The organism is Rhodanobacter umsongensis, from assembly GCF_042654965.1.
Classification (GTDB): domain Bacteria; phylum Pseudomonadota; class Gammaproteobacteria; order Xanthomonadales; family Rhodanobacteraceae; genus Rhodanobacter; species Rhodanobacter umsongensis.
Genome location: NZ_JBHSMK010000009.1, coordinates 107,779 through 130,964 on the forward strand (window position 1 = coordinate 107,779; position 23,186 = coordinate 130,964).

Here is a 23,186-nt window from a genome sequence, read left to right on the forward strand (position 1 = left end):
TTGGCGCTCAACTGCCCTGATCGGGCCCTCGTTCCAGCGCACGACGGATATCGTCCAGTGCGACCGGATCATCCAGTGTGGACAGGTCACCCGGATCGCGCTGCTCCGCCAGCGCCTGCAGCGATCGACGCAGCAGCTTACCGGAACGTGTCTTCGGCAAGGCATTCACCACGTAGACGCGCGACGGCTTCGCCACGCCACCGAGCTGGTCGACCACGCGCTGCTGCATTGCCAACGCCACGGCACCCGCATCGGCTCCCGCGTTCTGCTTCAGCATGGCGAACACGATCGGCACCTGGCCCTTCAATTCGTCACGCACCCCAACCACTGCCGCCTCGGCCACCGACGGATGGCTGGCTACCACCTCCTCGATCTCGCGTGTGCCCAGTCGATGGCCGGCCACGTTGATCACGTCGTCGGTGCGACCGAGGATGAACGTATAACCGTCCTCGTCGCGGATTGCCCAGTCCAGCGAGCTGTACAGCAATTCCCTGAAGTGGCTGAAGTAGCTGTGCACGTAGCGGTCGTCGTCGCGCCAGACCGTGCTCAGGCAACCCGGTGGCAGCGGCGGCTGGAACACCAGCACGCCCTTCACTCCGGCTGCCACTTCCTTGCCGGTGTTCTCGTCGATCACCTTCATCTTGTAGCCCGGCGCAGGCAACCCGGGTGACCCGAACTTGGTTGGTTTCAACTCCAGCCCCGGCATCAGCGTGATCGCCGGCCAACCGGTCTCGGTCTGCCAGTAGTTGTCGATCACCGGCACGCCGAGCGCGTCGGTGATCCACTGCGCGGTCGGCTCATCCAGCGGTTCGCCGGCGAGAAACAGCCACTTCAGTGCCGACAGGTCGTATTTCTTCAGCCAGCTCGCGTCCTGCTTCTTCAGCACGCGGATCGCGGTGGGCGAAGAGAACATCGTGTGCACACCGTAGCGCTCGCACAGCTGCCACCAGATGCCCGGATCCGGCCGCGTCGGCGTGCCCTCATACAGCAGCGAAGTGGCGCCACCGATCAGCGGACCATAGACGTTGTACGAATGCCCCACCGCCCAACCCACGTCCGAAGTGGAAAACATCACCTGCCCCGGCGCGATGTCGAACACGGTACGGATCGACAATGCCATCGCCACCGCGTAGCCGCCCACGTCGCGTTGCACGCCTTTCGGTTTGCCGGTGGTGCCGGAGGTGTATAGCAGATAGCTCGGCTCGTTCGATTCCAACCAGACCACCGGCACTTCGACGCCTTCGTGCGCCCGGCGCAGCCCGGCGTAGTCGAGGTCGCGCCCGGCCACGCGCGTCATCTGCGGATCGAGCCCGCGATCGACGATCAGTACCTGCGACGGCGGTGCCGAGGCCTCGTTCAATGCAGCGTCGACCAGCGGCTTGTACGGGATCACCTTGCCGCCACGCATGCCGGAATCGGCGGCAATCAATAGCTTCGGCTGCGCGTCGTCGATGCGCAGCGCCAGGTTGTGCGCGGCAAAGCCGCCGAACACCACCGAATGGATCGCGCCGATCCGCGCACAGGCCAGCATCGCGAATACCGCTTCGGCCACGTTGGGCAGATAGATCACCACCCGATCGCCCTTACCCACATCCAGCGACCGCAGCACGGCAGCAAACGCATTCACCTCCCAATACAGCTCGCGATAGGAGAACTCGCGGGTGACGTCCGTTTCGCTGGAAATCGCCACCAGCGCCAGTTGTTCGGCACGCTCGACCAGGTGCCGATCGACCGCGTTGTAGCAGAGATTGGTGGTGCCGCCGACGAACCAGCGCCGGAACGGCGGATTCGACTGGTCCAGGATCTGCTGCGGCGGCGACTCCCAGTGGATCAGCCGCGCCTGCGCGGCCCAGAACTGCTCCGGCTCGTCGATCGACTGTTGATAGAACGCCTCGTAGCGCATGCCAGCCTCCGGGTTCTCGCTCCACTCCAGCCTAGACCAAGTCGTACGGGACATCAGCGCGACCATGGTCTTAGCCGAACCGATACCTGCTTCCGGAACACTTGACCCTCACGTAACGTGAGCCCCCAGTGTTCATGGCGCACACCGAAGGAGAAGGCAGCCAATGTTGTGGACAGTGGGCGAACTTGCACGGCGTTGCGGACTGACTGTCCGCACGCTGCATCACTACGACGCCATCGGCCTCCTGAAGCCCTCGGTGCGTTCCGCTGCCGGCTATCGACTTTACGATCGGGCGAACATCGAACGCCTGCATCGCATCCAGGCCTTGCGTCAGCTTGGCCTGTCGCTGACCGGCATCGGCACTGCCCTGTCCGGACCACAACAGCCATTGGCCGACGTGGTCGACCGCCAGATCGCACAGATCGACCGCGAACTGAGCGAAGCTGCCAACCTGCGTGAGCGACTGGTGTATCTGCGCACACAGCTGGCGAACGGACAGTCCCCTGACCTGGCCGACTGGCTGGACACGCTGGAGTTGATGACGATGTATGAGAAGTATTTTTCCCCCGAGGAACTGAAGGTCCTGCCACTGCACACTGACCCGGATGTGCAGGTGGAATGGAGCGCGTTGATCGGCGCCGTGCAATCGGCGATGGACCTTGGTGCAACCACGGATGACGCGGACGTGCAGATACTCGCGCTGCGCTGGATGACGATGGTCGAGCGCGGCACCGGCAACAACCCCGAGTTCCTCATGCGCCTGCACGCCATGAACGAGAACGAGCCCGCCGCCCGCGCGCAGAGCGGCATCACACAGGCACTGCAGACTTTCGTGGAAGCAGCGGTCGTCGCGGCGCGGCTGGCGATCTTCGCGCGCTATCTGGATGTGCACGACATGGAGCGCATGCTCGCCAACTATGGCAAGCAGATGTACGCGTGGCCGATGCTGATCGCCGATCTGCGCAAGGCCATGGAGGAAAACACGCCGGCGAATGATCCGAATGTGCAGAAGATGGCCCAGCGCTGGACGGAACTGTTCCGCGCCTATGCCGGCGACTCTCCTGTCACCCACGCGCGCATCCGTGAGGCCTATGCAAAAGAGCCCGACCTGCGCAGCGGCAGCGCGGTGGACAATTCGCTGCTCGACTATGTGCGAGAGGCGCTCGCCAGTCTTGCATCGACGACACACTGAAGCGCCGTGGGCGACAAGCAGGCCTACAAAAAGGAAGGGCGGCCGGAGCCGCCCTTCCCTCTTTACCACTGATGGACTCGCTTACTTCTTCGCGAACAGGTGCTCGACGCCGGCGCGCTCTTCGCGCAGTTCCTTGTCGGTGGCGTCCATGCGGCCGCGCGAGAAGTCGTTGATCGCCAGGCCCTGCACGATCGTGTACTTGCCGTCCTTCACGGTCACCGGGTAGCCGTAGATCACGCCCGGCGCGATGCCGTACGAACCATCGGACGGGATGCCCATCGAGACCCAGTCGCCCTCGGCGGTGCCCTGCGCCCAGTAGCGCATGTGGTCGATGGCGGCCGAGGCAGCCGAAGCCGCCGACGAGGCGCCGCGCGCCTTGATGATCGCCGCGCCGCGCTGCTGCACGGTCGGGATGAAGTCGTTCTCGTACCAGGCCTGGTCGATCAGCGACATCGCCGCCTTGCCGTTGACGGTGGCGTGGTGGATGTCCGGGTACTGGGTCGAGCTGTGGTTGCCCCAGATGGTCATCTTCCTGATGTCGGTGGTGTGGCTGGCGGTCTTCTCGGCCAGCTGCGACAGCGCGCGGTTGTGGTCGAGGCGAACCATTGCGGTGAAGCAGTTCGGATCCAGATCCGGCGCGTTCTGCTGGGCGATCAGCGCATTGGTGTTGGCCGGGTTGCCGACCACCAGCACCTTGACGTCGCGCTTGGCGTGACCGTTCAGCGCCTTGCCCTGCGGGCCGAAGATGGCGCCGTTCGCCTCCAGCAGATCCTTGCGCTCCATCCCCGGGCCGCGCGGACGCGCGCCGACCAGCAAGGCGTAATCGACATCCTTGAAGGCGACGTTCGCGTCGTCGGTGGCGACCACGCCGGCCAGGGTCGGGAACGCGCAGTCGTTCAGCTCCATCACCACGCCCTGCAGCGACGGCAGCGCCGGGGTGATTTCCAGCAGGTGCAGGATCACCGGCTGATCCGGACCCAGCATGTCGCCGGCGGCAATGCGGAACAGCAAGGCGTAGCCGATCTGGCCGGCGGCGCCGGTGACGGCAACTCGAACGGGGGCTTTCATGGGGTTGACTCCTTGGGTGATGTGTTCAGATTCTTCGCAGGCAATCGTCAGGCCAGTTCAGCGAAGAACTCCTGGATACGCTGCAGGCCCGGTTCCAGTTGGGCGGTCGGGCAGGTGTAGGAAATGCGCATCGCGCGCGGCTCGCCGAAGGCCGAACCAGGCACGCAGGCGACGCCCTTGGCTTCCAGCAGCGCGGCGCAGAACTCGACGTCATTGCCGATGGGCACGCCATGGTGGCTCTTGCCGAACGCCACCGAGATATCCGGGAACGCGTAGAACGCGCCCTGCGGTCGCGGGCACACCACGCCGGGAATCGCGCCGAGCGCGGCGACCACGATGTCGCGTTTGCCGGCAAACTCCGCGCACTTGGCCTTGGGAATGTCCTGCGAACCGCCGAGCGCCGCCACCGCCGCGGCCGTGATCACTTCCGGCAGGCTGGTGATGTGGTTGGAATTGAGCGTGGTGATCGCCTTGGCCACCATCTCCGGCCCGGCGATCAGGCCCACGCGCCAGCCCGGCATGCCATAGGTCTTGGACACCGAGTCGACGAAAACCACCCGATCGCGCAACTCAGGCCTGGCGAACACGAAGTTGTGGTAGCCGATGCCGTCGAACACCATCGAGTTGTAGATGTCGTCGGTAACCACCCAGGTATCCGGATGCTTCACCAGCACGTCGGCCAGCGCGGCGATCTCCCCGGCGGTGTAGACCATGCCGGTGGGGTTGGACGGGTTGTTGAACAGGAACACCCTCGGCTTGCGCGCCAGCGCCGCGTCGAGCTGGGTCGGAGTGAGCTTGTAGTTCTGCTCCGGCCCGCAGTGCATCACGTTGACCTTCGCGCCCACGATGTCGGCGATGTCGCGGTAGGTGGTCCAGTACGGTGCGGCGAAACAGATCTCGTCGCCCTCGTCCAGCAGCGCCTCGGCCAGGTTGTACAGCACGTGCTTGGCGCCGATGCCGATCGACAGGTTCATCCGTGTATAGCCGGAGAAGCCCAGCGCCTCGATGTGTTTGAGGAACGCATCCAGCAACACTTCGGCGCCACGGTTGCTGCCGTACTGGCCGGAGTCGTGCGACAGCGACTCGCGCGCGGCGGCATACACATGCTCGCCGGGCAGGAAGTTCGGTACGCCGATGGAGAAGCTGATGATGTCGCGGCCGGCAGCCTTGAGCTGCTTCGCCTTCTCGGCAATCACCATGATCGCGCTGGGTTTGGCGCGGCCGACACGCTGGGCGAGCTGGGGCATGGGTATCTCACGCAGGGGAGGAAGCAAAGGTGGTGATTTTATCACGCCGCCGGAACCCTCGTGCCCCTCCACGGCCGGTTCGCTGCAACGCCGCGGCGAACACGGCATGATGCACCCGTCCGCGCAACGTACTTCGCAACCTCACGCTCGAAGGAGATCCGCATGCATTGGCTTTGGGTGTTCGTGATTGGACTGGTTGTCGGCCTGGTGGCCAAGCTGCTGATGCCGGGCAAGGACCCAGGTGGCTTCATCATCACCGCCATTATCGGCATTGCCGGCTCGCTGCTGGCGACATGGATCGGCCAGAACGTGTTCGGCTGGTATCAGGAGGGACAATCGGCCGGTTTCATCGCCTCGGTGATTGGCGCGATCGTGTTGCTGCTGGTCTACCAACTGCTCAGACGCAAGTCGGCCTGACCGATGATTGTCGCGGGGCGCAGTTCGCGGGGTGATCCTCGGCGACCCGCCAGCCCGCCAAAAAAAACCGCCGGCGGAAGCCGGCGGTTTTTTGCGAGCCCGACTGAAGCATTCAACCCCGCTGGTCGAGCACCTCGTTCCACTCTTTCACGCGATCGGATTGCGCGGCCAGCAGCGCGTCGACATCGCCTTCGACGGTGACCTTCTCGATCGTGTCGCCCTGCTGGATCGTGTTGACCACGGCCATGTCAGCCGCATCGGCCACTTCGCCGAACACGCTGTGCTTGCCGTCCAGCCATGGCGTGGCGCCATGGGTGATGAAGAACTGGCTGCCATTCGTGCGTGGACCGGCATTGGCCATGGACAGCACGCCGGGCTTGTCGTGGCGCAGAGACGGATTGAATTCGTCCTCGAACTTGTAGCCCGGGCCGCCGCGGCCACTGCCCTCGGGGCAGCCGCCCTGGATCATGAAATCGGCGATCACGCGATGGAACGACAACCCATCGTAGTAACCGCGCTTGGCCAGGTTGACGAAATTGGCGACCGTGACCGGCGCCTTGTCTTCGTGCAGGCGCAGGTGGATCGGGCCGCGATTGGTGGTGAAGGTGACGTTGATGGTCATCGCAAAATCCTTGGGTTCAAGAGCTGTGCCGCGCCATGGCACGGGGCGCGAGGGTGGTCAAGAATAACCCACCGGGCCAAGCGAATCAGCGGCCGCGGTGTTCAGGCTGCGCTGCCGCTGCACCGTCGCCCCGAGCGTGGCGCAGCAAGGTCGGAGCGCAGCCGTCCCGAGGCTGACCTTGCACGCCACCGCAAGAGCATGTCAGTGGAAGTCCGGCAGGCCCAGCATGCCGTGCTCCAGCGCGCCCGCGCCGCGAGGCCTGGCCGCCGGGGTCGGTACGTCGGTCGGCCACCTCGCACCTTCGTACAGATGCGCCCATAGCCGGTCCAGCGCCGCATAACCAAACGGCAGCAGCGGCACGTGGCGTTCACCGAAACCAGGCAATGCCAGGAAGGCATCGAAGTGTTGCGCGTGCGGCACCTTCCAATAGATCGGCTCGCGTCCTTCTTCGCGCAGCCAGGCCACATACGGCTCCGAGCTGAACGCGGTCGGCAGCAATCCATCGCTGGCCCCATGCACCACCCACAGCGGCAAATCGCTGCGCGGCAGCCTGGCGACGGTGGCCGCGATGGATGCACGCAAGGCCTGCGATTCGTGATCGTCGCCGGTCCACAACGCACGCAGACATTCGTTGCCCATCAACGTGGGGTCGGTGGAGACGTTGGTGCCGCCGAACAGACCGATGCCGTTGCCCGGCGGGATGCCGGAACCATCCGCCCACCATGCCGCCTCGGCGGCGGGGTCGGAGGCGCCGGCCACACCCCTGGCGTCGATCGCCGCATAGCGAAAGCCGCACGGCATGTCCGAAGCGCCGCGGCGCAGATAGGCCGAGGCATAGCCCGCCGTGATGATCCGCCAGAGGTCGAACGCGGTGGAGGTGGCGGCGGTCTCCATGGCCTCGTCGGTCCAGCCCCGGGTGCGCAGATACCGGTAGCCCTGCTCCGCCTGTTCGGCCAGGGTATTGCCGCTCAGCTTGCCCTGCGCGCGCAGGCTGGCGCAGCGCAGCGGCCCGGCCGGCGGCACGACGCCGCGCGGACCACGCGCGAACGGCGCGGCGGCAAAGCGCTCGCTGCTCAATGCACATGGCAGCCAGATCGCCGCCTCGGTGCCGTAGTCGTACATCGCGCGGCCGTATCCGGCCACGTGCACGTTCGGTTCCAGCGCGACCACGCCGGCGAAGAAGCCGCCCCCGTTTTTTTCGTCGCGATCCAGGCCAGCGGCCTGCAACACCGCACCGCCACCGTTGGAAATGCCGGTCGCGATGATCTTGGTGTTATGCGGGGTGAACGGCGCGTCGTCCGGAAACGCGCGGTCGAGCATGGCCAGCCCGAACTGCGCGGCCTGGATCACATGCCGCCCCCAGTCGGCCTCCGGGTTGTCGCCCGAATGCATGTGCTTCACCGCGATGCCGGACGTCGGCGATGCAGGCAAGGGCTGGAACTCCAGCTCAGCTTCGCCGCGCCTGGCACGGCGGCCATCGAGTGCCACGCCGCTGTGACCGGCGAAGTCGAAATAGCCGGTGCCGGCGCCCTTGTCGGTATAGGCAACCGCGCAGCCGTGCGGCAGACCCCATGCACCGGCCAGCGCAATCGAACCGTAAATGCCGCGCGACCCGGACGACGCCGTGACGACAAGGCAGCGCTTGCGCCGGTCGAAATGGTCAGGCAATTGCAGAAGCACACGATGCGGCGCACGTGCCCCGGGGATACGCGCAAACGCCTGATACTCGCGACCGGGCACATCCGGCACACCGCCATACACCGTGCCGTAGCCGCCCAGCGGACCGAGATCGGCAATGCCCTTCCAGTTGGACTGGATCGCGCGCCGGCGCAGTTCTTCGGCGGTGGGACCGAGCGGGTTGGCGAACGGCAGCGGCGCACCGGCCAGGCCGGCCAGCCCCAGTCCCGCGCTCAGCAGGTCATCATCACCGCGATGTTCGGTCACGCGCACGTCGCCGTAATCAATCTCCCGCATGGCAGAGCCTCTTCTTGTTGCGTTGGTGGCACAAGCCGACAGCATGACGGATACCAACGCAGGCAAGAACAGCAGAACTGAAAGGCCGGCGGCTTTTTTCATTCCGCCACCATAGCAAGCACGCCGCCACGCGCCATCGTACGAAAGTCCGACCTGGACGACGCCGGGCTGGCTTCGGCAACTCGACGGCGCCGCCGCCGCCCGCTAAGTTCCACGGCATGCCCAGCCTGCTGATCGCCGACGACCATCCCTTGTTTCGCGCCGCGCTGCGCCTGGCTGCCAGCGAGAGCCTGCCCGATTGCGTGGTGCACGAGGCCGCGGACCTGCCCGCCGCGCTCGCCGCGCTGGTCGGCGAGCGGGACATCGACCTGGTACTGCTCGATCTGCACATGCCCGGCAGCCGGGGCCTGTCCGGGCTGGCTGCGCTGCGCGGCCAACACCCTGGCGTCGCGGTGCTGGTGGTTTCCGCCCACGACGAGCCGCGCATCGTGCGCCGGGTGCTTGATCACGGCGCCGCCGGCTTCATCCCCAAGAGCGCCAGCCCTGCCGAGATCGGCGAGGCGATCCGTCAGGTGCTCGATTGCGGCAACTGGCTGCCGCCCGGCCTCGCCGACGCCGTCGCCGCCCTGCCCGCCGACCCGGCCGACGCCAGCCTGGCCAGCCGCCTCGCCCGGCTCACCGAACAACAATCCCGGGTGCTCGCATTGCTCGCCGAAGGCCTGCTCAACAAGCAGATCGCCGATCGGCTGGCGATCCAGGAACGCACCGTCAAGGCCCACGTCACCGCGATCTTCGAAAAGCTCGGGGTGCGGAACAGAACGCAGGCGGGAATGGTGTTGCGGGCGTTGGAGCTGGGGGAACCGGCAAGAATAGGTTGAGCCACCGACGCCCTCGGTGTTCGACCCCCGCCGCCGCGCCGTCGGGCTCGCAGCCTGCATGCCCGCGGCCGGACCCAGCAGAGCTGTTGACCCAGATCAACTAAGCGCAGCGCTGGCTGCGTGACCATCCCCAAGGCGAGCACGCACTTCCGGGAGCGGTTATCGAAAGGGATGCCGAATCGCCATGGATGGCTCCCTGTCCGGGCACGACATCCATGGATGCCACGCCCATTTTTATAGGGCTCGCGCGCAAAGAGAAGGAGGTCCCTCGATGTACTCAAAAGCGATCGCATCCTTGGTTGCCCTTGTCTGCTGCGGGCCAGGCGCGGCTTGGTCGCAATCGGCCCTGATGAAACAGGCGCAAGGGCTGTTCAAGCCGATACCCGCCAGGGCACCGTCGCTGCCTGGCAATGGTTCGACGCCGGCCAAGGTGGCGCTTGGCAAGATGCTCTACTTCGAGCCGCGACTCTCGGAAAGCCATGCCATCAGCTGCAACTCCTGCCACATGATCGGCATGGGTGGCGTCGACCTGCAGGAAACGTCACTGGGCCATCGCTGGCAGCATGGCGGGCGCAACGCGCCCACCGTCTACAACGCCGTGTTCGATGTCGCGCAATTCTGGGATGGACGGGCGAAGGATCTCGAACAGCAAGCCGGTGGGCCAATGGTCAACCCGGTCGAAATGGGCACCACGGAAACGCATGTGGTCGAGCAGCTCACAGGCATCCCGGGCTATGCCAGCGCGTTCGCCAAAGCCTACCCCGGTGCACCCGACCCGATCACGCTCGACAATGTTCGCAAAGCCATAGCGGTGTTCGAGGCGACGTTGATCACGCCCAATGCGCCGTTCGACCGCTACCTCGCAGGCGATGACAAAGCGCTCGATGCCCCACGGAAAGAGGGACTGGCGCTGTTCATCAGCAAGGGCTGCGCCGCCTGCCATAACGGCGTCAACCTGGGCGGCGGCATGTACGCCCCGTTCGGAGTCGTCGAGCGCCCCGGCGCCGAGATTCTGCCGCCGGGCGACAAGGGGCGTTTCGCGGTGACCAAGACCGTCAGCGACGAGTACGTGTTCCGGGTGCCCTCACTGCGCAACATCGCCCTTACCGCTCCCTATTTCCACACCGGCAAGGTCTGGGATCTGCGGCAGGCGATCGCGATCATGGGGAGCAGTCAGCTTGGCGCCAAGCTGACCGACGACGAGGTTGGAAAAATCCAGGCGTTCCTTGGCGCACTGACGGGCGACCAGCCCGTGGTCACGCTGCCGATCCTGCCGCCGAGTGTGGCAACCACTCCCCGGCCCAAGCCGTAGACTTGCGGATGCATGGCCCATGAATCAGAACGCGACCCGCTACAGCGCGCTTGTTCGCTGGACGCATTGGCTGACCGTGCTGGCAATCGTGGCGGCCTATCTGCTTGTCGATCTCGGCGACGATGAGGACGACAACGGGGCCGCGCCTTCGCTGATGATGCAAGGGCACTATCTGGCCGGGCTTGCGGTGCTGGTGCTGTTGCTGCCTCGCATGCTTGCCCGGCTCACCACCGCGGTGCCGCCTATCGTTCCTGCGCCGAAAGCCCTGATCACCGTTGCCGCCCGCGTGCTGCACCTGGCGCTGTATGCGTTCCTGCTGGTCCAGCCCATCCTGGGCATCCTCCAGGTCAACTATGCGGGCGACCTCGTCAGCCTGCCGTGGGTGAACTGGAGCCTTCCGGCCCTGGTGGGTCCGGATCATGCGGCCCACGAATCCATCGGCGAGATCCACGAGACACTCGGGGAAATTTTCTACTGGGTGATCGGCGCACATATAGCCGCTTCGTTGTGGCATCACTTTCTTGTCCGCGACAACACGTTGCGAAGGATGCTTTGAGCGCTACTGGCCGGCGCGTCCTCAGCATGCTGCCGTGTCCGCCCAGTCACCACACCCCGCGTGGTTGGCGCGGATGCTCCATTGCCGCGCAGACGACGAACGGGCGCGCCCGTTGGCTCACGCGCGCGCCACGCCGGCCGCGGCCCGCTGCAGTACCTGCCGCAGCGCCAGCGGCTTCAGCGGCTTGTAGAGCACGCCGATTCCGGCATCCAGCAATCGCTGGCGCAGCTCGCCGTCGCGGTCGGCGGTCAGCATCACGGTCGGCACGTCGGCGTGTCGCGCGCACAGCAGCTCCCACACGTCCAGCCCGGTGCGTCCGCCGTCCAGATGGAAGTCGAGGATGTGCAGGTCCGGCCGCCACGGCGCCGCCAGTGCCTGCTCGGCATTGCGCGCGGCGTGCACCAGCCAGCCCCAGCGGGTGAGCAGGTGGGCAAGCGCGGCGAGCGCGGCCGGTTCGTTGTCGAGCACCAGGGCGCGCCCGGCTGGCAGTGGCTGTTGCGCGAGCGCCGCCGGCGCGGGCCGTACAGACGCCTGCACCAGCGGCAGGTCGAGGTGGAACACGCTGCCGCGGCCGGGCCACGAGCGCAGGCCCAGGGGATGGCCGAGCAATCCAGCCATGCGTTGCGCGATCGACAGGCCCAGGCCGAGTCCCTGCCCGCCCGCGGCGCTGCCGCGGCGGAACTCCTGGAAGATCAGCTGCCGCTCGTCCGCCGCGATGCCGGGGCCGGTGTCCCACACTTCCACGCGCAGTTGCGCACCGTGGCGGCGCGCGCCGAGCAGCACACGGCCATGCTCGGCATAACGCAGCGCGTTGGAGAGAAAGTTCTGCAGCACGCGGCGCAGCAATTGCGGATCGGACTGCACCCAGGCGCGGCTGCCGACCACATCAAGGCGCGCGCCGCGGTCGAGCGCGATGGCGTGGAACTCGGCGGCGAGCGGATCGAGCACCTCCGCCAGCGGAAAGTCGCGCGGCTGCGGATGCAGCCGTCCGCCTTCCAGGCGCGCGATGTCGAGGAGTCCGGCGAGCAGGCTTTCGGTGGCGGCGAGCGCGCCGTTGAGATGGTTGGCGGTGCTGCTGTCGGCGCCACGCCCGGTCAGTGCGTGGGCGAACAGCTGCGCCGCGTGCAGCGGCTGCATCAGGTCATGCGTGACCGCGGCGAGGAAGCGGCTCTTCGCCTCGTTCGCGGCCTGCGCCTCGGCGGAGGCGGCCGTCAAGGCGCGGGTGCGTTCGCCCACGCGCAGTTCCAGCGTCTCGTTGGCGCGCAGGAGCGAATCTTCCGCCTGGCGGAACGCGGTGACGTCGGTGAAGGTGGCGACGAAGCCGCCGCCGGGCATCGGGTTGCCGCGGATCTCCACCACGCTGCCACCCGGAAAACGCCGCTCCGACAGGTGTCGCGTGCCGGCGCGCATGTGGCTCAGGCGGCGCTCCACGCGCTCATCGAGTTCACCGCCGCCGATCATGCCGCGGCCGATGTTGTAGCGCGTCAGCTCCGCCACCGCGCGCCCGACCTGCAGCAGTCCGGGCGGATAGCCGAACAGCTCGGCGTAGCAGCGGTTCCATGCCACCAGCCGCAGCTCGGCGTCGACCACGCAGATGCCCTGGCTCATGTTCTCCAGCGCCGCCTCCAGCACGCGCTGGTTGAAGCGCAGATCCTGCGTCGCCTCGCCGACGATCGCGGCCACGGTATCGAGCTGGTCGCGCCCTTGCCGGTGCACCACTTCCAGCAACAGGCGGGCGGAGGCGGCACCGATCACCGCAGCCAGTTCATGCTCGACCTCGGCCACCCGGGCGCCGCCGGACGACCCGGTTCGCGGCGCGTCGTTGAACAGGTGCGCCACGCGCTCGGGCGGCAGGAAGCGCGCGGCCAGCGCACGCAATTCCACCAGGCCCACGTCACCCACGCTGATCGCGCGCGCGGCGCGGCCATAGCGTGAGCCGGCGACGACCAGCGTCACCGCCACGTTCACCAGCAAACCCGCCACCACCGCGCGGCCAAGCCGGTTCCAGTTGGCCAGCCCGAGCAGGCCGTCCGGTGCCAGCCACTGCAGGCCCCAGGGGCCGCCATGCAACCACGCCTGCGCGGTCGGCAACAAGGCGGGCAGCACTGCATACATCCACACCAGCGTGCCCACGGCCAGCCCTGCCATCACCGCACGCGAACCCAGCTGCGGGCGGTACACCGCCGCCAGCAACGCCGGCGTCAGGCCAGCCAGCGCGGAGAACGAGATCGCGCCGATATCGGCCAGCGCTTCGTTGCGCGCCAGCGCGCGGCTGTACGCCCAAGCCAGCAGGATCACCACCAGGATCGCCACGCGCCGATGGTTCAGCAGTTCGCCGCGCAGGTCGCCGTGTTCGTCGCGGCCCCAGCCGGCGCGCACGCGCACTGGCGCGATGAAGTGGTTGACCACCATCAGGCTCAGCGTCAGCGTCGCGATCACCACCATGCTGGTGGCCGCACTGAGGCCGCCGAGGAACGCGATCAGCGCCAGCCCGTGATCGCCGCGCGCCAGCGGCAGCGCCAGCACATACATGTCCGACGACACGCCACTCGATCCCAGCCATGCATCGCCCATCCGCGCCAGCGGCAGGATCGGCAGGGAGATCAGCAACAGGTACAGCGGGAACAGCCAGCGCGCGGTTCGCAGGTTGCCGTCGTTTCGGCATTCCACGATGCCTGCGTAGAACTGGTGCGGCATGGTGAACATCGCCAGTGCACCGAGCAGGATCAACGCCGGAAAGCCGCCGCTGTCCGGTGCCGGCGGCACGTTGACCGGCAGGCCTGCGGGCAGCGCGGTGAACAGCATCGTGCCCAGCGCCAGCATCGCGCCCAGCTTGAACAGCGACTCGAACGCCATCGCCAGCACCAGACCGCGGTTGTGCGCCATGGTCGACGCGCGCCGCGTGCCGAACAGCATCGCGAACAGCGCCATCAACAGCGCCACGTACAGTGCGCTGTCCTGCCACGGATCGGATTCGGACAGCTGACCCTGGCTGAGGATGCCGTAGCTCATCGCCACCGCCTTCAGCTGCAATGCGATGTACGGCACGATGCCGATCACCACGACCGCGGTGACCAGCGCCGCCAGTCCGGAATGCCGACCCAGCCGCACCGCGATCAGGTCGGCCAGCGAGCCGGCGTTGTACTCGCGCACCAGTTGCACCAGCCGGCCGAGGAACTTCAGCGCAAACAGGTAGACCAGGATCGCCCCGACAAACGTCGGCGGCAGCCACCAGCCCGAACGGCTGGCCTGGGTCACCGTACCGTAGAACGTCCACGATGTGCAGTGGATCGCCAGCGACAGCGCGTACACGATCGCCCAGCGCTTCTCGAACAGATGCGGACGGCGTTCGCCGAGCAGCGCCACGCCGAACAGCAGGCCGAGCCAGCACAGCGCGGCGAAGGCGATGGCGCCGACGCTCAGCATGGGTGGACCCTTTGGACCGAGATCGAAATCGTCCTCAGCACGCTTCCCTGTGGGAGCGGCTTCAGTCGCGATGCTCTTCGCAGATCAGGGCGACCGAACCAAAGCATCGCGACTGAAGCCGCTCCCACAGGGAAGGGAAAACAGGCGCAGCGATGCGGCATCAAGGCTGAACAGGCAACCCCAACGCATGCACCGCGTTCACCAGCCAGCGCAACTGCACGCCGTGGCGGCTGTCGTAGTCGGCTCCGGAATATCCCCACCAGTCCCAGCATGCTTGCGGATTCAAGGGCGCGAAACTTGCGCGGGTCTGAGGATATAGCACCGCCACATCGTAGACGTCGGCCCAGCGGTTGAAGCCGGCGTCCTTGACGAACGACTCGCCCACAGCCTGCGCATTCTGCTTGCAGCCGTGGAGCGCGATCATCACGCCGCACGGCTTGCCGGCGAGGCAGGCCGGTGGCAGGTAGACGTAGCCGGTGCTGGCCAGGAAGGCATCGGCGCCATCGGGACGCAGTGCGTCCTGGTCGAACGTGCGCAGCTCGCCACGCGCTGCGGTCGCCGCGCGCCTCGGCTTGCCGAACATCCGCGAGAAAATTTCGCCCGCCGCGTCGAAACCGCAATGGCCAAGATACGGCGCCACCGATTTGTCGCAGTCGTCGCCGGTGGCCGCTACCGGCAAGTTGTGCGCGAACGCACGCTGACCATCGTCATGCACCTGCATGCCCTTCAAGCCCGGCGTGGCGTCGCGCAGCCGCTCGTAGAAATGGGCGCCCGCCTCGACCACTGCCGGCGCCACCAACGCGTCGTCCCTGCCGTGCAGCAGGTAGACGCGGGCGTGAGCGAGATCCTTCAGCGCGCCGATCTCGCCGGATGCCGAACGACGGGTCGCGGCGGCCACCAGCGCACCGACATCGGGCGCGGGCACGCCCTTCATGCAGCTGCCCAGCGCCACGTCCAGCTTGCCGCCGGCGCAGCCGAACGGACCGCCGGCCACGATGGCCGCGTTGGGGAACAGCTCCGGGTACGCCAGCTGCGCCTGTGCGGCCATGTACGCACCGGAGGAAAGGCCGACCATGGCGGTGCGCGAAGCGTCGATCTTCAAGGCGGGCAGCGGCGGCGCGTCGCCCGCGCGGGCCAGCGGCGCGACCAGCAGCAGGGCCAACAGACCGAAAGTCTTGCGCATGCTTTTTCTCCGTTGGCGGACCGGCAGGTGCCCGGCAGGCTCATGGAGCCGCGCGGACGCGGCCGGAACCGCGATGTCATCCACCACGGCCCGTGCCGGCAGTGGAAAAAACGCCCCGCGGGAGCACGTTGGCGCTCGCGCGGGGATGGGGAGAAACGACCGCCTCAGAACCGGTACTTCGCGGTCAGCGTAACCATCCGCGGGGCACCGTAGAAGCCGGTGTAGATGCCCAGCGCGCCGACGTTGTAGCCGGTGGTGCGGTAGGACTTGTTGGCCAGGTTGCTGCCCTGCAAGCTGAGCGACCAGGGCTGGTTGATCTGCCAGATGACGCCGGCGTTCCACAGGCCGTACGCGGGCTGGGCGATCAGCGGCGACAGCGTGGTTTCCGGGTACACCATGGACTGGTAGGTGTAGTTCACCCGCGCGCTGACGCTGCCGCCGCCGGCCAGCGGCGTGGTGTTCTCCAGCGAGAGGCCGCCGGACCACTTCGGCGCATTGGTGAACTTCTGCTGGTCGGCGACGTTGACGCCACGGGTCATGTACTCGGTGTACTTGGTGTGCAGGTAGGCGACGTTGCCGCGCAGGGTCCAGTTTTCGGCCGGCTTCCAGGCAAACTCCTCTTCCAGGCCGTCGATGTGGCCCTTGCCGGCGTTGGTGAAATCGCCGAAGAAGCCCTGGCTGCCGTTGGGCAGCGTGTAGGAGCTGAATACCGACAGCTGGATGTTGGTGTAGAGGTTGTGGAACAGCGCCGTGTTCATCATCAGCGCGCCGTCGAGGAAGGTCATCTTGCTGCCCAGTTCGAACGACTGCACCTTTTCGTCGTCGATCGGGCGGCACGAACTGGGCACCGCCACGCAGTTGGCGCGGATGTTGTAGCCGCCGGAGTGGAAACCCTCCGAGTAGCTGGCGTAGAGCTTCACCTGGTCGTTCACGCTCCAGTCCAGCGAGACCTTCGGCGAGATGTTGCTGGTCGCGTGCGAGCCGCTGAAGTCGGCCAGCGTGCTGGTGCGCGTGGTGAACGTGGCGTCCGAGAAGCCGAAGTTCTGGATCAGCGCGGTCTTGGTCTCGTGGGTGTAGCGCAGCCCCACGTCCAGGCTCCAGCTCGGATTGATGTCCCAGGTGAAATCGCCGTAGCCCGCATAGCTCTTGGTACCCATGCGGCCGCCGGTGCTGCCGTACTGCGACAGGCCTAGCGTGGAGTACGGCGGCGAGCCGAGGAAGATGTTGTGGATCTCGCCATCGGCGCGGCCGTCGAAGTAGTACGCGCCGAACACGCCGTGCAGGCTGCCGCCGGCGTCGTAGTTGGCCTGGAATTCCTGGCTGAACTGATGATCCTTGTAGACCGCGTTCACGTCGGCGATTTTCTCCGGCAACGTGTCGAAGTCGATGTTGGTATCGGTCGAGGAGCCGCGCACGGCGGTCACGGATTTCAGCGACCAGTTCGCGCTGGCGATCCAGTTCATCGTCAGTGCGCTGCCGTAGAGCTTGGTGTGGTTGAGCTGGGCGAAGCCGCTGCGGGTGTCGAAGTCGCTCGACAGCGGTTGGTAGGCCGGGTCGAGCTTGTTCACCGTGAGCATCCTGGCGCCGCGCGGATTGGAGTTGTCGCGCACGCCGTCGACCGACAGCTGCATGTTGAACTGGCTGGACGGGAAGAAGCCGATCGTGGCGCGCGCGGCATTGGTGTTCTTGTTGCCGTTGCGGCTGCCGGTGAGGATGTCCTCGCCGAAACCGTCGTTGTGCCCGCTGGCGTAGGCGATGCGTCCACGCCACACCTGGTCCGCACTGGCGCCGCCGAGACTGGCCTTGACGTCTTTCTCGCCGTGGGTGCCCACGGTGGCTTCCACCGAGCCCCCGGTCTTCACCGGCAGCGGGTTGGAGACGTACTTGATCGCGCCGCCGATGGTGTTCTTGCCGTACAGCGTGCCCTGCGGGCCGCGCAGCACCTCGATGCGGCTGACGTCGAACACGTCCAGCACCGCGCCCTGCGGACGCGCCAGGTAGACGTCGTCCAGATAGATGCCCACGCCCGGGTCGAAGCCCCAGGTCGGGTCGGCCTGGCCGACGCCGCGGATATAGGCGGTGAGCGTGGTGTTGGAACCGCGGGCGGCGTAGATCTGCAGCGAAGGCACCTTGCCTTGCAGGTCGGCCAGGTTCTGCACATTCTGCGTTTCCAGCGCCTGCGCGGTGAAGGCACTGACCGCGATCGGCACGTCCTGCAGGGTTTCCTCGCGCTTGCGCGCGGTGACCGTGATCTGCTCGAGCTGCTTGGCCTGACCCGGCTGCGCCGGCTCGCTGCCGGCATCAGCGGCCTGCTGCGCGTACGACGGTGCCGTGTACAGCAATCCGGTGGCCAGGCCGATCGCCAGACTCAGATACGTGCGTTTCATGGTTTCCCCTTTCCCCGTGGTGGTCGGCAGCGAGCGCAGCCATCGATGATGGATGCTGACGAAGCGAGCTTAGGCATCCGCCGGGCCACGGGCACTTGTACCTTCGTACAGTGCCGCCGGCGGACGCTGCTGCGGATACTCCGCAGCCACTGCCATGGCCATCGTCGCTGGCCGGGCTCATTGCGGAGATTCACGGATGGCGTTTCTGATCGTGCTGGCTGCGCTGTGCTTCCTGATGTTCGCAGCCTATCGCGGCTACAGCGTCATCCTGTTCGCGCCGATCGCCGCGCTGGGCGCGGTGCTGCTGACCGATCCGTCGCTGGTGGCGCCGATGTTCACCGGCCTGTTCATGGACAAGATGGTCGGCTTCCTCAAGCTGTACTTCCCGGTGTTCATGCTGGGTGCGGTGTTCGGCAAGCTGATCGAACTGTCGGGTTTCTCCACGTCGATCGTGGCGGCGACCATCGGCCTGGTCGGGCGCAGCCGGGCGATCCTGTCGATCGTGCTGGTGTGTGCGCTGCTGACCTACGGCGGCGTGTCGCTGTTCGTGGTGGTGTTCGCGGTGTACCCGTTCGCCGCCGAACTCTTTCGCCAGTCCGACATCCCCAAGCGGCTGATCCCTGGCACCATCGCGCTGGGCGCGTTCACCTTCACCATGGATTCGCTGCCGGGCACGCCGCAGATCCAGAACATCATCCCCACCTCGTTCTTCGGCACCAACACCTGGGCGGCGCCCTGGCTGGGCACGGTCGGCGCGGCGTTCATCCTGGTCGTCGGCCTGACTTACCTGGACTGGCGCCGGCGCAAGGCCGCCGCGGCCGGCGAAGGCTATGGCGACAACCTGGTCAACGAGCCGGCCCCGTTCGAAGGCGGCAAGCTGGCGCATCCGCTGGTCGCGCTGCTGCCGCTGGTGCTGGTCGGTGTGTGCAACAAGCTGTTCACCGACCTGATCCCGCGTGCGTACGGCGAAACCCAGTCGTTCCTGCCCAGCGTGGTCGGCAACGCGAAGCCGGTGGTGCAGGAAGTGTCCAAGGTCGCCGCGATCTGGGCGGTCGAGGGCGCGTTGCTGGTCGGCATCCTGTGCGTGCTGGCGTTCGCCTGGCGGCCGGTGGTCCGGCACTTCGCCGACGGCAGCAAGGTGGCCGTCGGCGGCGCGCTGCTGGCCTCGATGAATACGGCCTCGGAGTACGGCTTCGGCGCGGTGATCGCCGCCCTGCCCGGCTTCAGGCTGGCCGCCGATGCGCTGCACGCGATTCCGAATCCGCTGCTCAACGAGGCGGTCACCGTCACCGCGCTGGCCGGCATCACCGGCTCGGCTTCCGGCGGCATGAGCATCGCGCTGGGCGCGATGGCCGAGACCTTCATCGCCAACGCCAACGCCGCCGGCATCCCGATGGAGATACTGCACCGGGTCGCCGCGATGGCCTCCGGCGGCATGGACACGCTGCCGCACAACGGGGCCGTGATCACCCTGCTGGCGGTGACCGGGTTGACCCACCGGCAGGCGTACAAGGACATCTTCGCGATCACCTTGATCAAGACGCTGGCGGTGCTGGTGGTGATCGCTGCGTACTACCTCACCGGCGTGGTCTAGGCGGCCACCACAACGGCGTCGCTCCCCGACCGGCAGCAACCCGGCTGCCCGCGCTGCGGCTGTTCGTGCCGCAAGGTCGGCGCGGGCCCGCCGTGATGACACCATGGCGCCGGCGCATCGCAACGCCGGCGATCTCCGGATCGACCGGTCCGGCGTGTCCAGCAAGGTCGAGGCGTTCTTCGGCGTCGCCGGCGCAGCGCGCGGGCTCAGCCACCATGAACGGCTGACGCGGCAGCGCAGCAAACTGCCACGTAAATCCGTATAATCGATGGGCTAATCCTTCTGATAACCCACGTGGTGGCTACTAGCGCCACCCGAGTGCTTTCTATGTCCATCGAAAAACTGCGCAACATCGCCATCGTCGCCCACGTCGATCACGGCAAGACCACCCTGGTCGATTGCCTGCTCAAGCAGTCCGGCACGTTCTCCGAACGCACGGTGCTGGCCGAGCGCGTGATGGACTCGAACGACCAGGAGAAGGAACGCGGCATCACCATCCTGGCCAAGAACACCGCGATCGAGTGGAACGGCAACCGCATCAACATCGTCGACACGCCGGGCCATGCGGATTTCGGCGGCGAAGTGGAGCGCGTGCTGTCGATGGTCGACTCGGTGCTGATCCTGGTCGACGCGATGGACGGCCCGATGCCGCAGACCCGCTTCGTGACGCAGAAGGCCTTCGACATGGGCTTCAAGCCGATCGTGGTGATCAACAAGGTCGATCGCCCCGGCGCGCGCCCGGATTGGGTGCTTGACCAGACCTTCGACCTGTTCGATCGCATCGGCGCAACCAACGAGCAGCTCGACTTCCCGGTGGTGTACGCGTCCGCCCTGCACGGCTATGCGAGCCTCGACAGCACCGTGCGCGAAGGCGACATGACGCCGCTGTACGAAGCGATCATGCAGCACGTGAGCGCGCCCGACGTCGATCCGGACGGCCCGTTCCAGATGCGCATCAGCCAGCTCGACTACAACAGCTATGTCGGCCTGATCGGCATCGGCCGCATCCAGCGCGGCAAGGTCAAGACCAATCAGCAGGTCTCCATCGTCGACCGCCACGGCAAGAAGCGCACCGGCAAGGTGCTGCAGGTGCTCGGCTTCATGGGCCTGGAGCGGCGCGAAGTGGAAGAAGCCGAAGCCGGCGATATCGTCGCCATCTCGGGCATTCAGGATCTCTCCATCTCCGACACCGTGTGCGCGCTCGACACGCCCGAAGCGCTGGAAGCGCTGACCGTCGACGAGCCGACCATCAGCATGACCTTCCAGGTCAACAATTCGCCGTTCGCCGGCAACAAGGACAAGAGCGGCGGCAAGTTCATCACCAGCCGCCAGCTGCGCGAGCGCCTCGAGCGCGAGACGCTGCACAACGTGGCGCTGAAGGTCGAGGAAGGTTCCGATCCGGACAAATTCCTGGTCTCCGGCCGTGGCGAGCTGCACCTGTCGGTGCTGATCGAGAACATGCGCCGCGAAGGCTACGAGCTGGCGGTGTCGCGTCCGGAAGTCATCATCAAGGAGATCGACGGCAAGCCGATGGAGCCGATCGAGCAGCTGGTGGTCGACGTCGAGGAAGTCCACCAGGGCGGCGTGATGGAGCGCCTGGGCATGCGCAAGGGCCAGCTCAAGAACATGGAGTCGGACGGCCGCGGTCGCGTGCGTCTGGACTATGAGATCCCGGCGCGTGGCCTGATCGGCTTCCAGACCGAGTTCCGCACCCTGACCCAGGGTTCAGGCCTGCTGTTCCACGTGTTCGACCATTACGGTCCGAAGGCCGAGGGCGCCATCGCCAAGCGCCAGAACGGCGTGATGATCGCCAACGCAGCCGGCAGCACGCCAGCCTACTCGCTCGGCCCGCTGCAGGAGCGCGGCAAGCTGCTGGCCGCCGAAGGCGACGAAGTGTATGAAGGCCAGCTGGTCGGCATCCATTCCAAGGACAACGACCTGACGGTCAATGCGATCAAGCCCAAGCCGCTGACCAACATGCGCGCCTCGGGCAAGGACGACGCCATCCAGCTCACTCCCGCGATCAAGTTCTCGCTGGAGCAGGCGCTGGAATTCATCGAGGACGACGAGCTGGTCGAGGTCACTCCGAAGGAGATCCGCCTGCGCAAGCGCCACCTCAGCGAGAGTGACCGCAAGAAGGCGTCGCGCGGTTGATCCGTCGCCCCGTGTGAAATGCAGAAGGCCGCCGCAAGGCGGCCTTCTGCATCTCGGCCTTCATCGAACACTGCAACTCAGGCCGTGACGCCCCGGACGCGCAGGCCCGGCCGTTGCCGCGCCAGCTTGCGCAGCAGTTCGGCAAAGTTCTGCAGGTCGTCATGCCATGGCGAGGCGTCGCGCCAGTACAGCGCGATCTCGCGTCCGGGCGACTGTCCCTTGAGTTTTGCCAGCACGATGTTCGGCATCGACGCCAGTCGCTCGTGCGCCAGCGCCGGTACCAGCGCATAGCCGCCCCGCAGGCTGACCAGGGCGGCGAGGCTTTCGAGGCTGACGTCCTGCACGTGGCCGTGCTCGCTGCCTTCACCGTCGAGACCATCGGCATGGCTTTCCGCCATCAACGTGGCGTCGGCAGGATCGAGCTGGGTCAGGGCGATGCTGCCCTGCCCGGCCAGCGGGTGATCGGCGCGCAGCATCAGCTCCCACGGCTCGACGAACAACGGGCGCACCGCGATGCCGCTGACGGCCGGTGCCGGCGGCGCCAGCACCGCATCGAGCTCGCCCTCGCGCAGCCGCCGCAGCAAGCCCCGCGGCTTGCCTTCGGAGATGCCCAGCCGCGCGCCCGGGAAATGCTGCGGAAAGGGCGCGATCAGATGCGGCAGCAGGTAAGGTCCCAGCGATGCCGGCACGCCGAGCCGCAATTCGCCGCCGAAGGCGACGGCGCCGGCACGCGCAACCTGCTGCAGGTGTTCGCCCGCGGCGAGCACCGCGTCGATCTGCTGCAACAGCCGCTGACCGCCGGCAGTCGGCACGATGCTGCGGCCACCGCGCTCGAACAGCGGCGCACCCAGCGCCTGCTCCACCTTCTGCACCTGGTGCGACAGGCCGGACGGACTGATGTGCATGGCGCGGGCCGCGCTGTTGAAGCTGCCATGGCGATGCACCGCCTGCACCAGCGCCAAGTCGCGCAGCGAGACGGCCGCCAGGGTGGTCGAAATCATCGAACGCTGCATGTCATCAAAGGCGTTTGTCTGCGAGGGGCATGGGCTTCATCCTGAGCGGCGTTGTCTGCCGCAGGCGTTGGCGCAGTCTACTCGCCGCGTCGGCCGGAACACGCATCCCGGGCGGCGCTTCGCGAGCCGCCGTGGCGCGATCAGAAGGGCGCTCCGGTTCGCGGACGTGCAGTGTTTGCGCGATAATTGCGCTTTGCCCGGCGGGCGGGCACCGCCCGTCGACGCCCAGTCATCCCAGCCGCAGGATTCAGCCAGGAGCA

General features: G+C 66.8%; 17 protein-coding genes. 8 read left to right on the forward strand and 9 right to left on the reverse strand.

Features of this window, described 5'->3' with window-relative positions; genetic code table 11:
* Positions 1-7 precede the first annotated feature (7 nt).
* Positions 8-1,903 carry a propionate--CoA ligase gene (gene prpE, locus ACFPME_RS13165; RefSeq protein WP_377306781.1) on the reverse strand — a complete coding sequence of 632 codons (1,896 nt, stop codon included), beginning with the start codon at positions 1,901-1,903 and terminating at the stop codon, positions 8-10.
* Positions 1,904-2,066: 163 nt separating this feature from the next.
* Here prpE and ACFPME_RS13170 point away from each other — a divergent pair, with 163 nt between their 5' ends.
* Positions 2,067-3,095, forward strand: coding sequence for a MerR family transcriptional regulator (locus ACFPME_RS13170; RefSeq protein ID WP_377306036.1), 1,029 nt, complete (start codon positions 2,067-2,069; stop codon positions 3,093-3,095).
* A gap of 81 nt (positions 3,096-3,176) precedes the next feature.
* On the opposite strand, the gene ACFPME_RS13175 is transcribed toward ACFPME_RS13170, so the two are convergent.
* The gene (locus ACFPME_RS13175; protein WP_377306038.1) at positions 3,177-4,163 is read right to left on the reverse strand and encodes a malate dehydrogenase; all 987 of its coding nucleotides are present in this window, start codon (positions 4,161-4,163) and stop codon (positions 3,177-3,179) included.
* Positions 4,164-4,210: 47 nt separating this feature from the next.
* Positions 4,211-5,410, reverse strand: a complete 1,200-nt coding sequence (locus ACFPME_RS13180; protein WP_377306040.1) for an aminotransferase class I/II-fold pyridoxal phosphate-dependent enzyme — start codon at positions 5,408-5,410, stop codon at positions 4,211-4,213.
* Between the two features lie 162 nt (positions 5,411-5,572).
* On the opposite strand from ACFPME_RS13180, the gene ACFPME_RS13185 reads away from it, so the two are divergent.
* Entirely contained in the window at positions 5,573-5,827 is a 255-nt protein-coding gene (locus tag ACFPME_RS13185) for a GlsB/YeaQ/YmgE family stress response membrane protein (protein WP_377306042.1), read from the forward strand.
* A gap of 112 nt (positions 5,828-5,939) precedes the next feature.
* On the opposite strand, the gene ACFPME_RS13190 is transcribed toward ACFPME_RS13185, so the two are convergent.
* Positions 5,940-6,449 carry a peptidylprolyl isomerase gene (locus ACFPME_RS13190; protein ID WP_377306044.1) on the reverse strand — a complete coding sequence of 170 codons (510 nt, stop codon included), beginning with the start codon at positions 6,447-6,449 and terminating at the stop codon, positions 5,940-5,942.
* 201 nt (positions 6,450-6,650) lie between these two features.
* Positions 6,651-8,525: a 3-hydroxybutyrate oligomer hydrolase family protein gene (locus ACFPME_RS13195; protein ID WP_377306047.1), complete on the reverse strand. Its 1,875-nt coding sequence runs from the start codon at positions 8,523-8,525 to the stop codon at positions 6,651-6,653.
* A 116-nt stretch (positions 8,526-8,641) separates the two neighbouring features.
* Here ACFPME_RS13195 and ACFPME_RS13200 point away from each other — a divergent pair, with 116 nt between their 5' ends.
* The 3 genes from ACFPME_RS13200 (at position 8,642) to ACFPME_RS13210 (ending at position 11,169) form a co-directional block, all read left to right on the forward strand.
* Positions 8,642-9,301, forward strand: a complete 660-nt coding sequence (locus ACFPME_RS13200) for a response regulator (RefSeq protein ID WP_377306049.1) — start codon at positions 8,642-8,644, stop codon at positions 9,299-9,301.
* 271 nt (positions 9,302-9,572) lie between these two features.
* Positions 9,573-10,613 (forward strand): cytochrome-c peroxidase, encoded by a 1,041-nt coding sequence (locus tag ACFPME_RS13205; RefSeq protein ID WP_377306782.1) that lies wholly within the window; start codon positions 9,573-9,575, stop codon positions 10,611-10,613.
* A 19-nt stretch (positions 10,614-10,632) separates the two neighbouring features.
* Complete coding sequence (locus ACFPME_RS13210) at positions 10,633-11,169, forward strand: cytochrome b (RefSeq protein ID WP_377306051.1); 537 nt, start codon at positions 10,633-10,635, stop codon at positions 11,167-11,169.
* 117 nt (positions 11,170-11,286) lie between these two features.
* Here the strand turns inward: ACFPME_RS13210 and ACFPME_RS13215 are convergent, their stop codons facing one another.
* The 3 genes from ACFPME_RS13215 to ACFPME_RS13225 all read right to left on the reverse strand — a co-directional run bounded on the left by ACFPME_RS13215 (position 11,287) and on the right by ACFPME_RS13225 (position 18,165).
* On the reverse strand, positions 11,287-14,595 hold the full coding sequence (locus ACFPME_RS13215) for a hybrid sensor histidine kinase/response regulator (RefSeq protein ID WP_377306053.1): 3,309 nt from the start codon (positions 14,593-14,595) through the stop codon (positions 11,287-11,289).
* Between the two features lie 160 nt (positions 14,596-14,755).
* Positions 14,756-15,778: an extracellular catalytic domain type 2 short-chain-length polyhydroxyalkanoate depolymerase gene (locus tag ACFPME_RS13220; protein ID WP_377306055.1), complete on the reverse strand. Its 1,023-nt coding sequence runs from the start codon at positions 15,776-15,778 to the stop codon at positions 14,756-14,758.
* 164 nt (positions 15,779-15,942) lie between these two features.
* On the reverse strand, positions 15,943-18,165 hold the full coding sequence (locus ACFPME_RS13225) for a TonB-dependent receptor (protein ID WP_377306057.1): 2,223 nt from the start codon (positions 18,163-18,165) through the stop codon (positions 15,943-15,945).
* A gap of 196 nt (positions 18,166-18,361) precedes the next feature.
* Between ACFPME_RS13225 and ACFPME_RS13230 the strand changes: the two genes are divergently transcribed.
* The 3 genes from ACFPME_RS13230 to typA all read left to right on the forward strand — a co-directional run bounded on the left by ACFPME_RS13230 (position 18,362) and on the right by typA (position 21,913).
* Complete coding sequence (locus tag ACFPME_RS13230; RefSeq protein WP_377306059.1) at positions 18,362-19,759, forward strand: GntP family permease; 1,398 nt, start codon at positions 18,362-18,364, stop codon at positions 19,757-19,759.
* A gap of 103 nt (positions 19,760-19,862) precedes the next feature.
* Positions 19,863-20,024 (forward strand): hypothetical protein, encoded by a 162-nt coding sequence (locus ACFPME_RS13235; protein WP_377306061.1) that lies wholly within the window; start codon positions 19,863-19,865, stop codon positions 20,022-20,024.
* A gap of 62 nt (positions 20,025-20,086) precedes the next feature.
* Positions 20,087-21,913, forward strand: coding sequence for a translational GTPase TypA (gene typA / locus ACFPME_RS13240; protein WP_377306063.1), 1,827 nt, complete (start codon positions 20,087-20,089; stop codon positions 21,911-21,913).
* Between the two features lie 77 nt (positions 21,914-21,990).
* On the opposite strand, the gene ACFPME_RS13245 is transcribed toward typA, so the two are convergent.
* Positions 21,991-22,926, reverse strand: coding sequence for a LysR family transcriptional regulator (locus ACFPME_RS13245; protein ID WP_377306065.1), 936 nt, complete (start codon positions 22,924-22,926; stop codon positions 21,991-21,993).
* Positions 22,927-23,186: the final 260 nt, after the last annotated feature.

Excerpts from the sequence above, each read along its gene's own strand:
- prpE (WP_377306781.1), bottom strand. The coding sequence starts at position 1,903 with ATGCGCTACGAGGCGTTCTATCAACAGTCGATCGACGAGCCGGAGCAG.
- ACFPME_RS13170 (WP_377306036.1), top strand. The coding sequence starts at position 2,067 with ATGTTGTGGACAGTGGGCGAACTTGCACGGCGTTGCGGACTGACTGTC.
- ACFPME_RS13175 (WP_377306038.1), bottom strand. The coding sequence starts at position 4,163 with ATGAAAGCCCCCGTTCGAGTTGCCGTCACCGGCGCCGCCGGCCAGATC.
- ACFPME_RS13180 (WP_377306040.1), bottom strand. The coding sequence starts at position 5,410 with ATGCCCCAGCTCGCCCAGCGTGTCGGCCGCGCCAAACCCAGCGCGATC.
- ACFPME_RS13185 (WP_377306042.1), top strand. The coding sequence starts at position 5,573 with ATGCATTGGCTTTGGGTGTTCGTGATTGGACTGGTTGTCGGCCTGGTG.
- ACFPME_RS13190 (WP_377306044.1), bottom strand. The coding sequence starts at position 6,449 with ATGACCATCAACGTCACCTTCACCACCAATCGCGGCCCGATCCACCTG.
- ACFPME_RS13195 (WP_377306047.1), bottom strand. The coding sequence starts at position 8,525 with ATGAAAAAAGCCGCCGGCCTTTCAGTTCTGCTGTTCTTGCCTGCGTTG.
- ACFPME_RS13200 (WP_377306049.1), top strand. The coding sequence starts at position 8,642 with ATGCCCAGCCTGCTGATCGCCGACGACCATCCCTTGTTTCGCGCCGCG.
- ACFPME_RS13205 (WP_377306782.1), top strand. The coding sequence starts at position 9,573 with ATGTACTCAAAAGCGATCGCATCCTTGGTTGCCCTTGTCTGCTGCGGG.
- ACFPME_RS13210 (WP_377306051.1), top strand. The coding sequence starts at position 10,633 with ATGAATCAGAACGCGACCCGCTACAGCGCGCTTGTTCGCTGGACGCAT.
- ACFPME_RS13215 (WP_377306053.1), bottom strand. The coding sequence starts at position 14,595 with ATGCTGAGCGTCGGCGCCATCGCCTTCGCCGCGCTGTGCTGGCTCGGC.
- ACFPME_RS13220 (WP_377306055.1), bottom strand. The coding sequence starts at position 15,778 with ATGCGCAAGACTTTCGGTCTGTTGGCCCTGCTGCTGGTCGCGCCGCTG.
- ACFPME_RS13225 (WP_377306057.1), bottom strand. The coding sequence starts at position 18,165 with ATGAAACGCACGTATCTGAGTCTGGCGATCGGCCTGGCCACCGGATTG.
- ACFPME_RS13230 (WP_377306059.1), top strand. The coding sequence starts at position 18,362 with ATGGCGTTTCTGATCGTGCTGGCTGCGCTGTGCTTCCTGATGTTCGCA.
- ACFPME_RS13235 (WP_377306061.1), top strand. The coding sequence starts at position 19,863 with ATGGCGCCGGCGCATCGCAACGCCGGCGATCTCCGGATCGACCGGTCC.
- typA (WP_377306063.1), top strand. The coding sequence starts at position 20,087 with ATGTCCATCGAAAAACTGCGCAACATCGCCATCGTCGCCCACGTCGAT.
- ACFPME_RS13245 (WP_377306065.1), bottom strand. The coding sequence starts at position 22,926 with ATGCAGCGTTCGATGATTTCGACCACCCTGGCGGCCGTCTCGCTGCGC.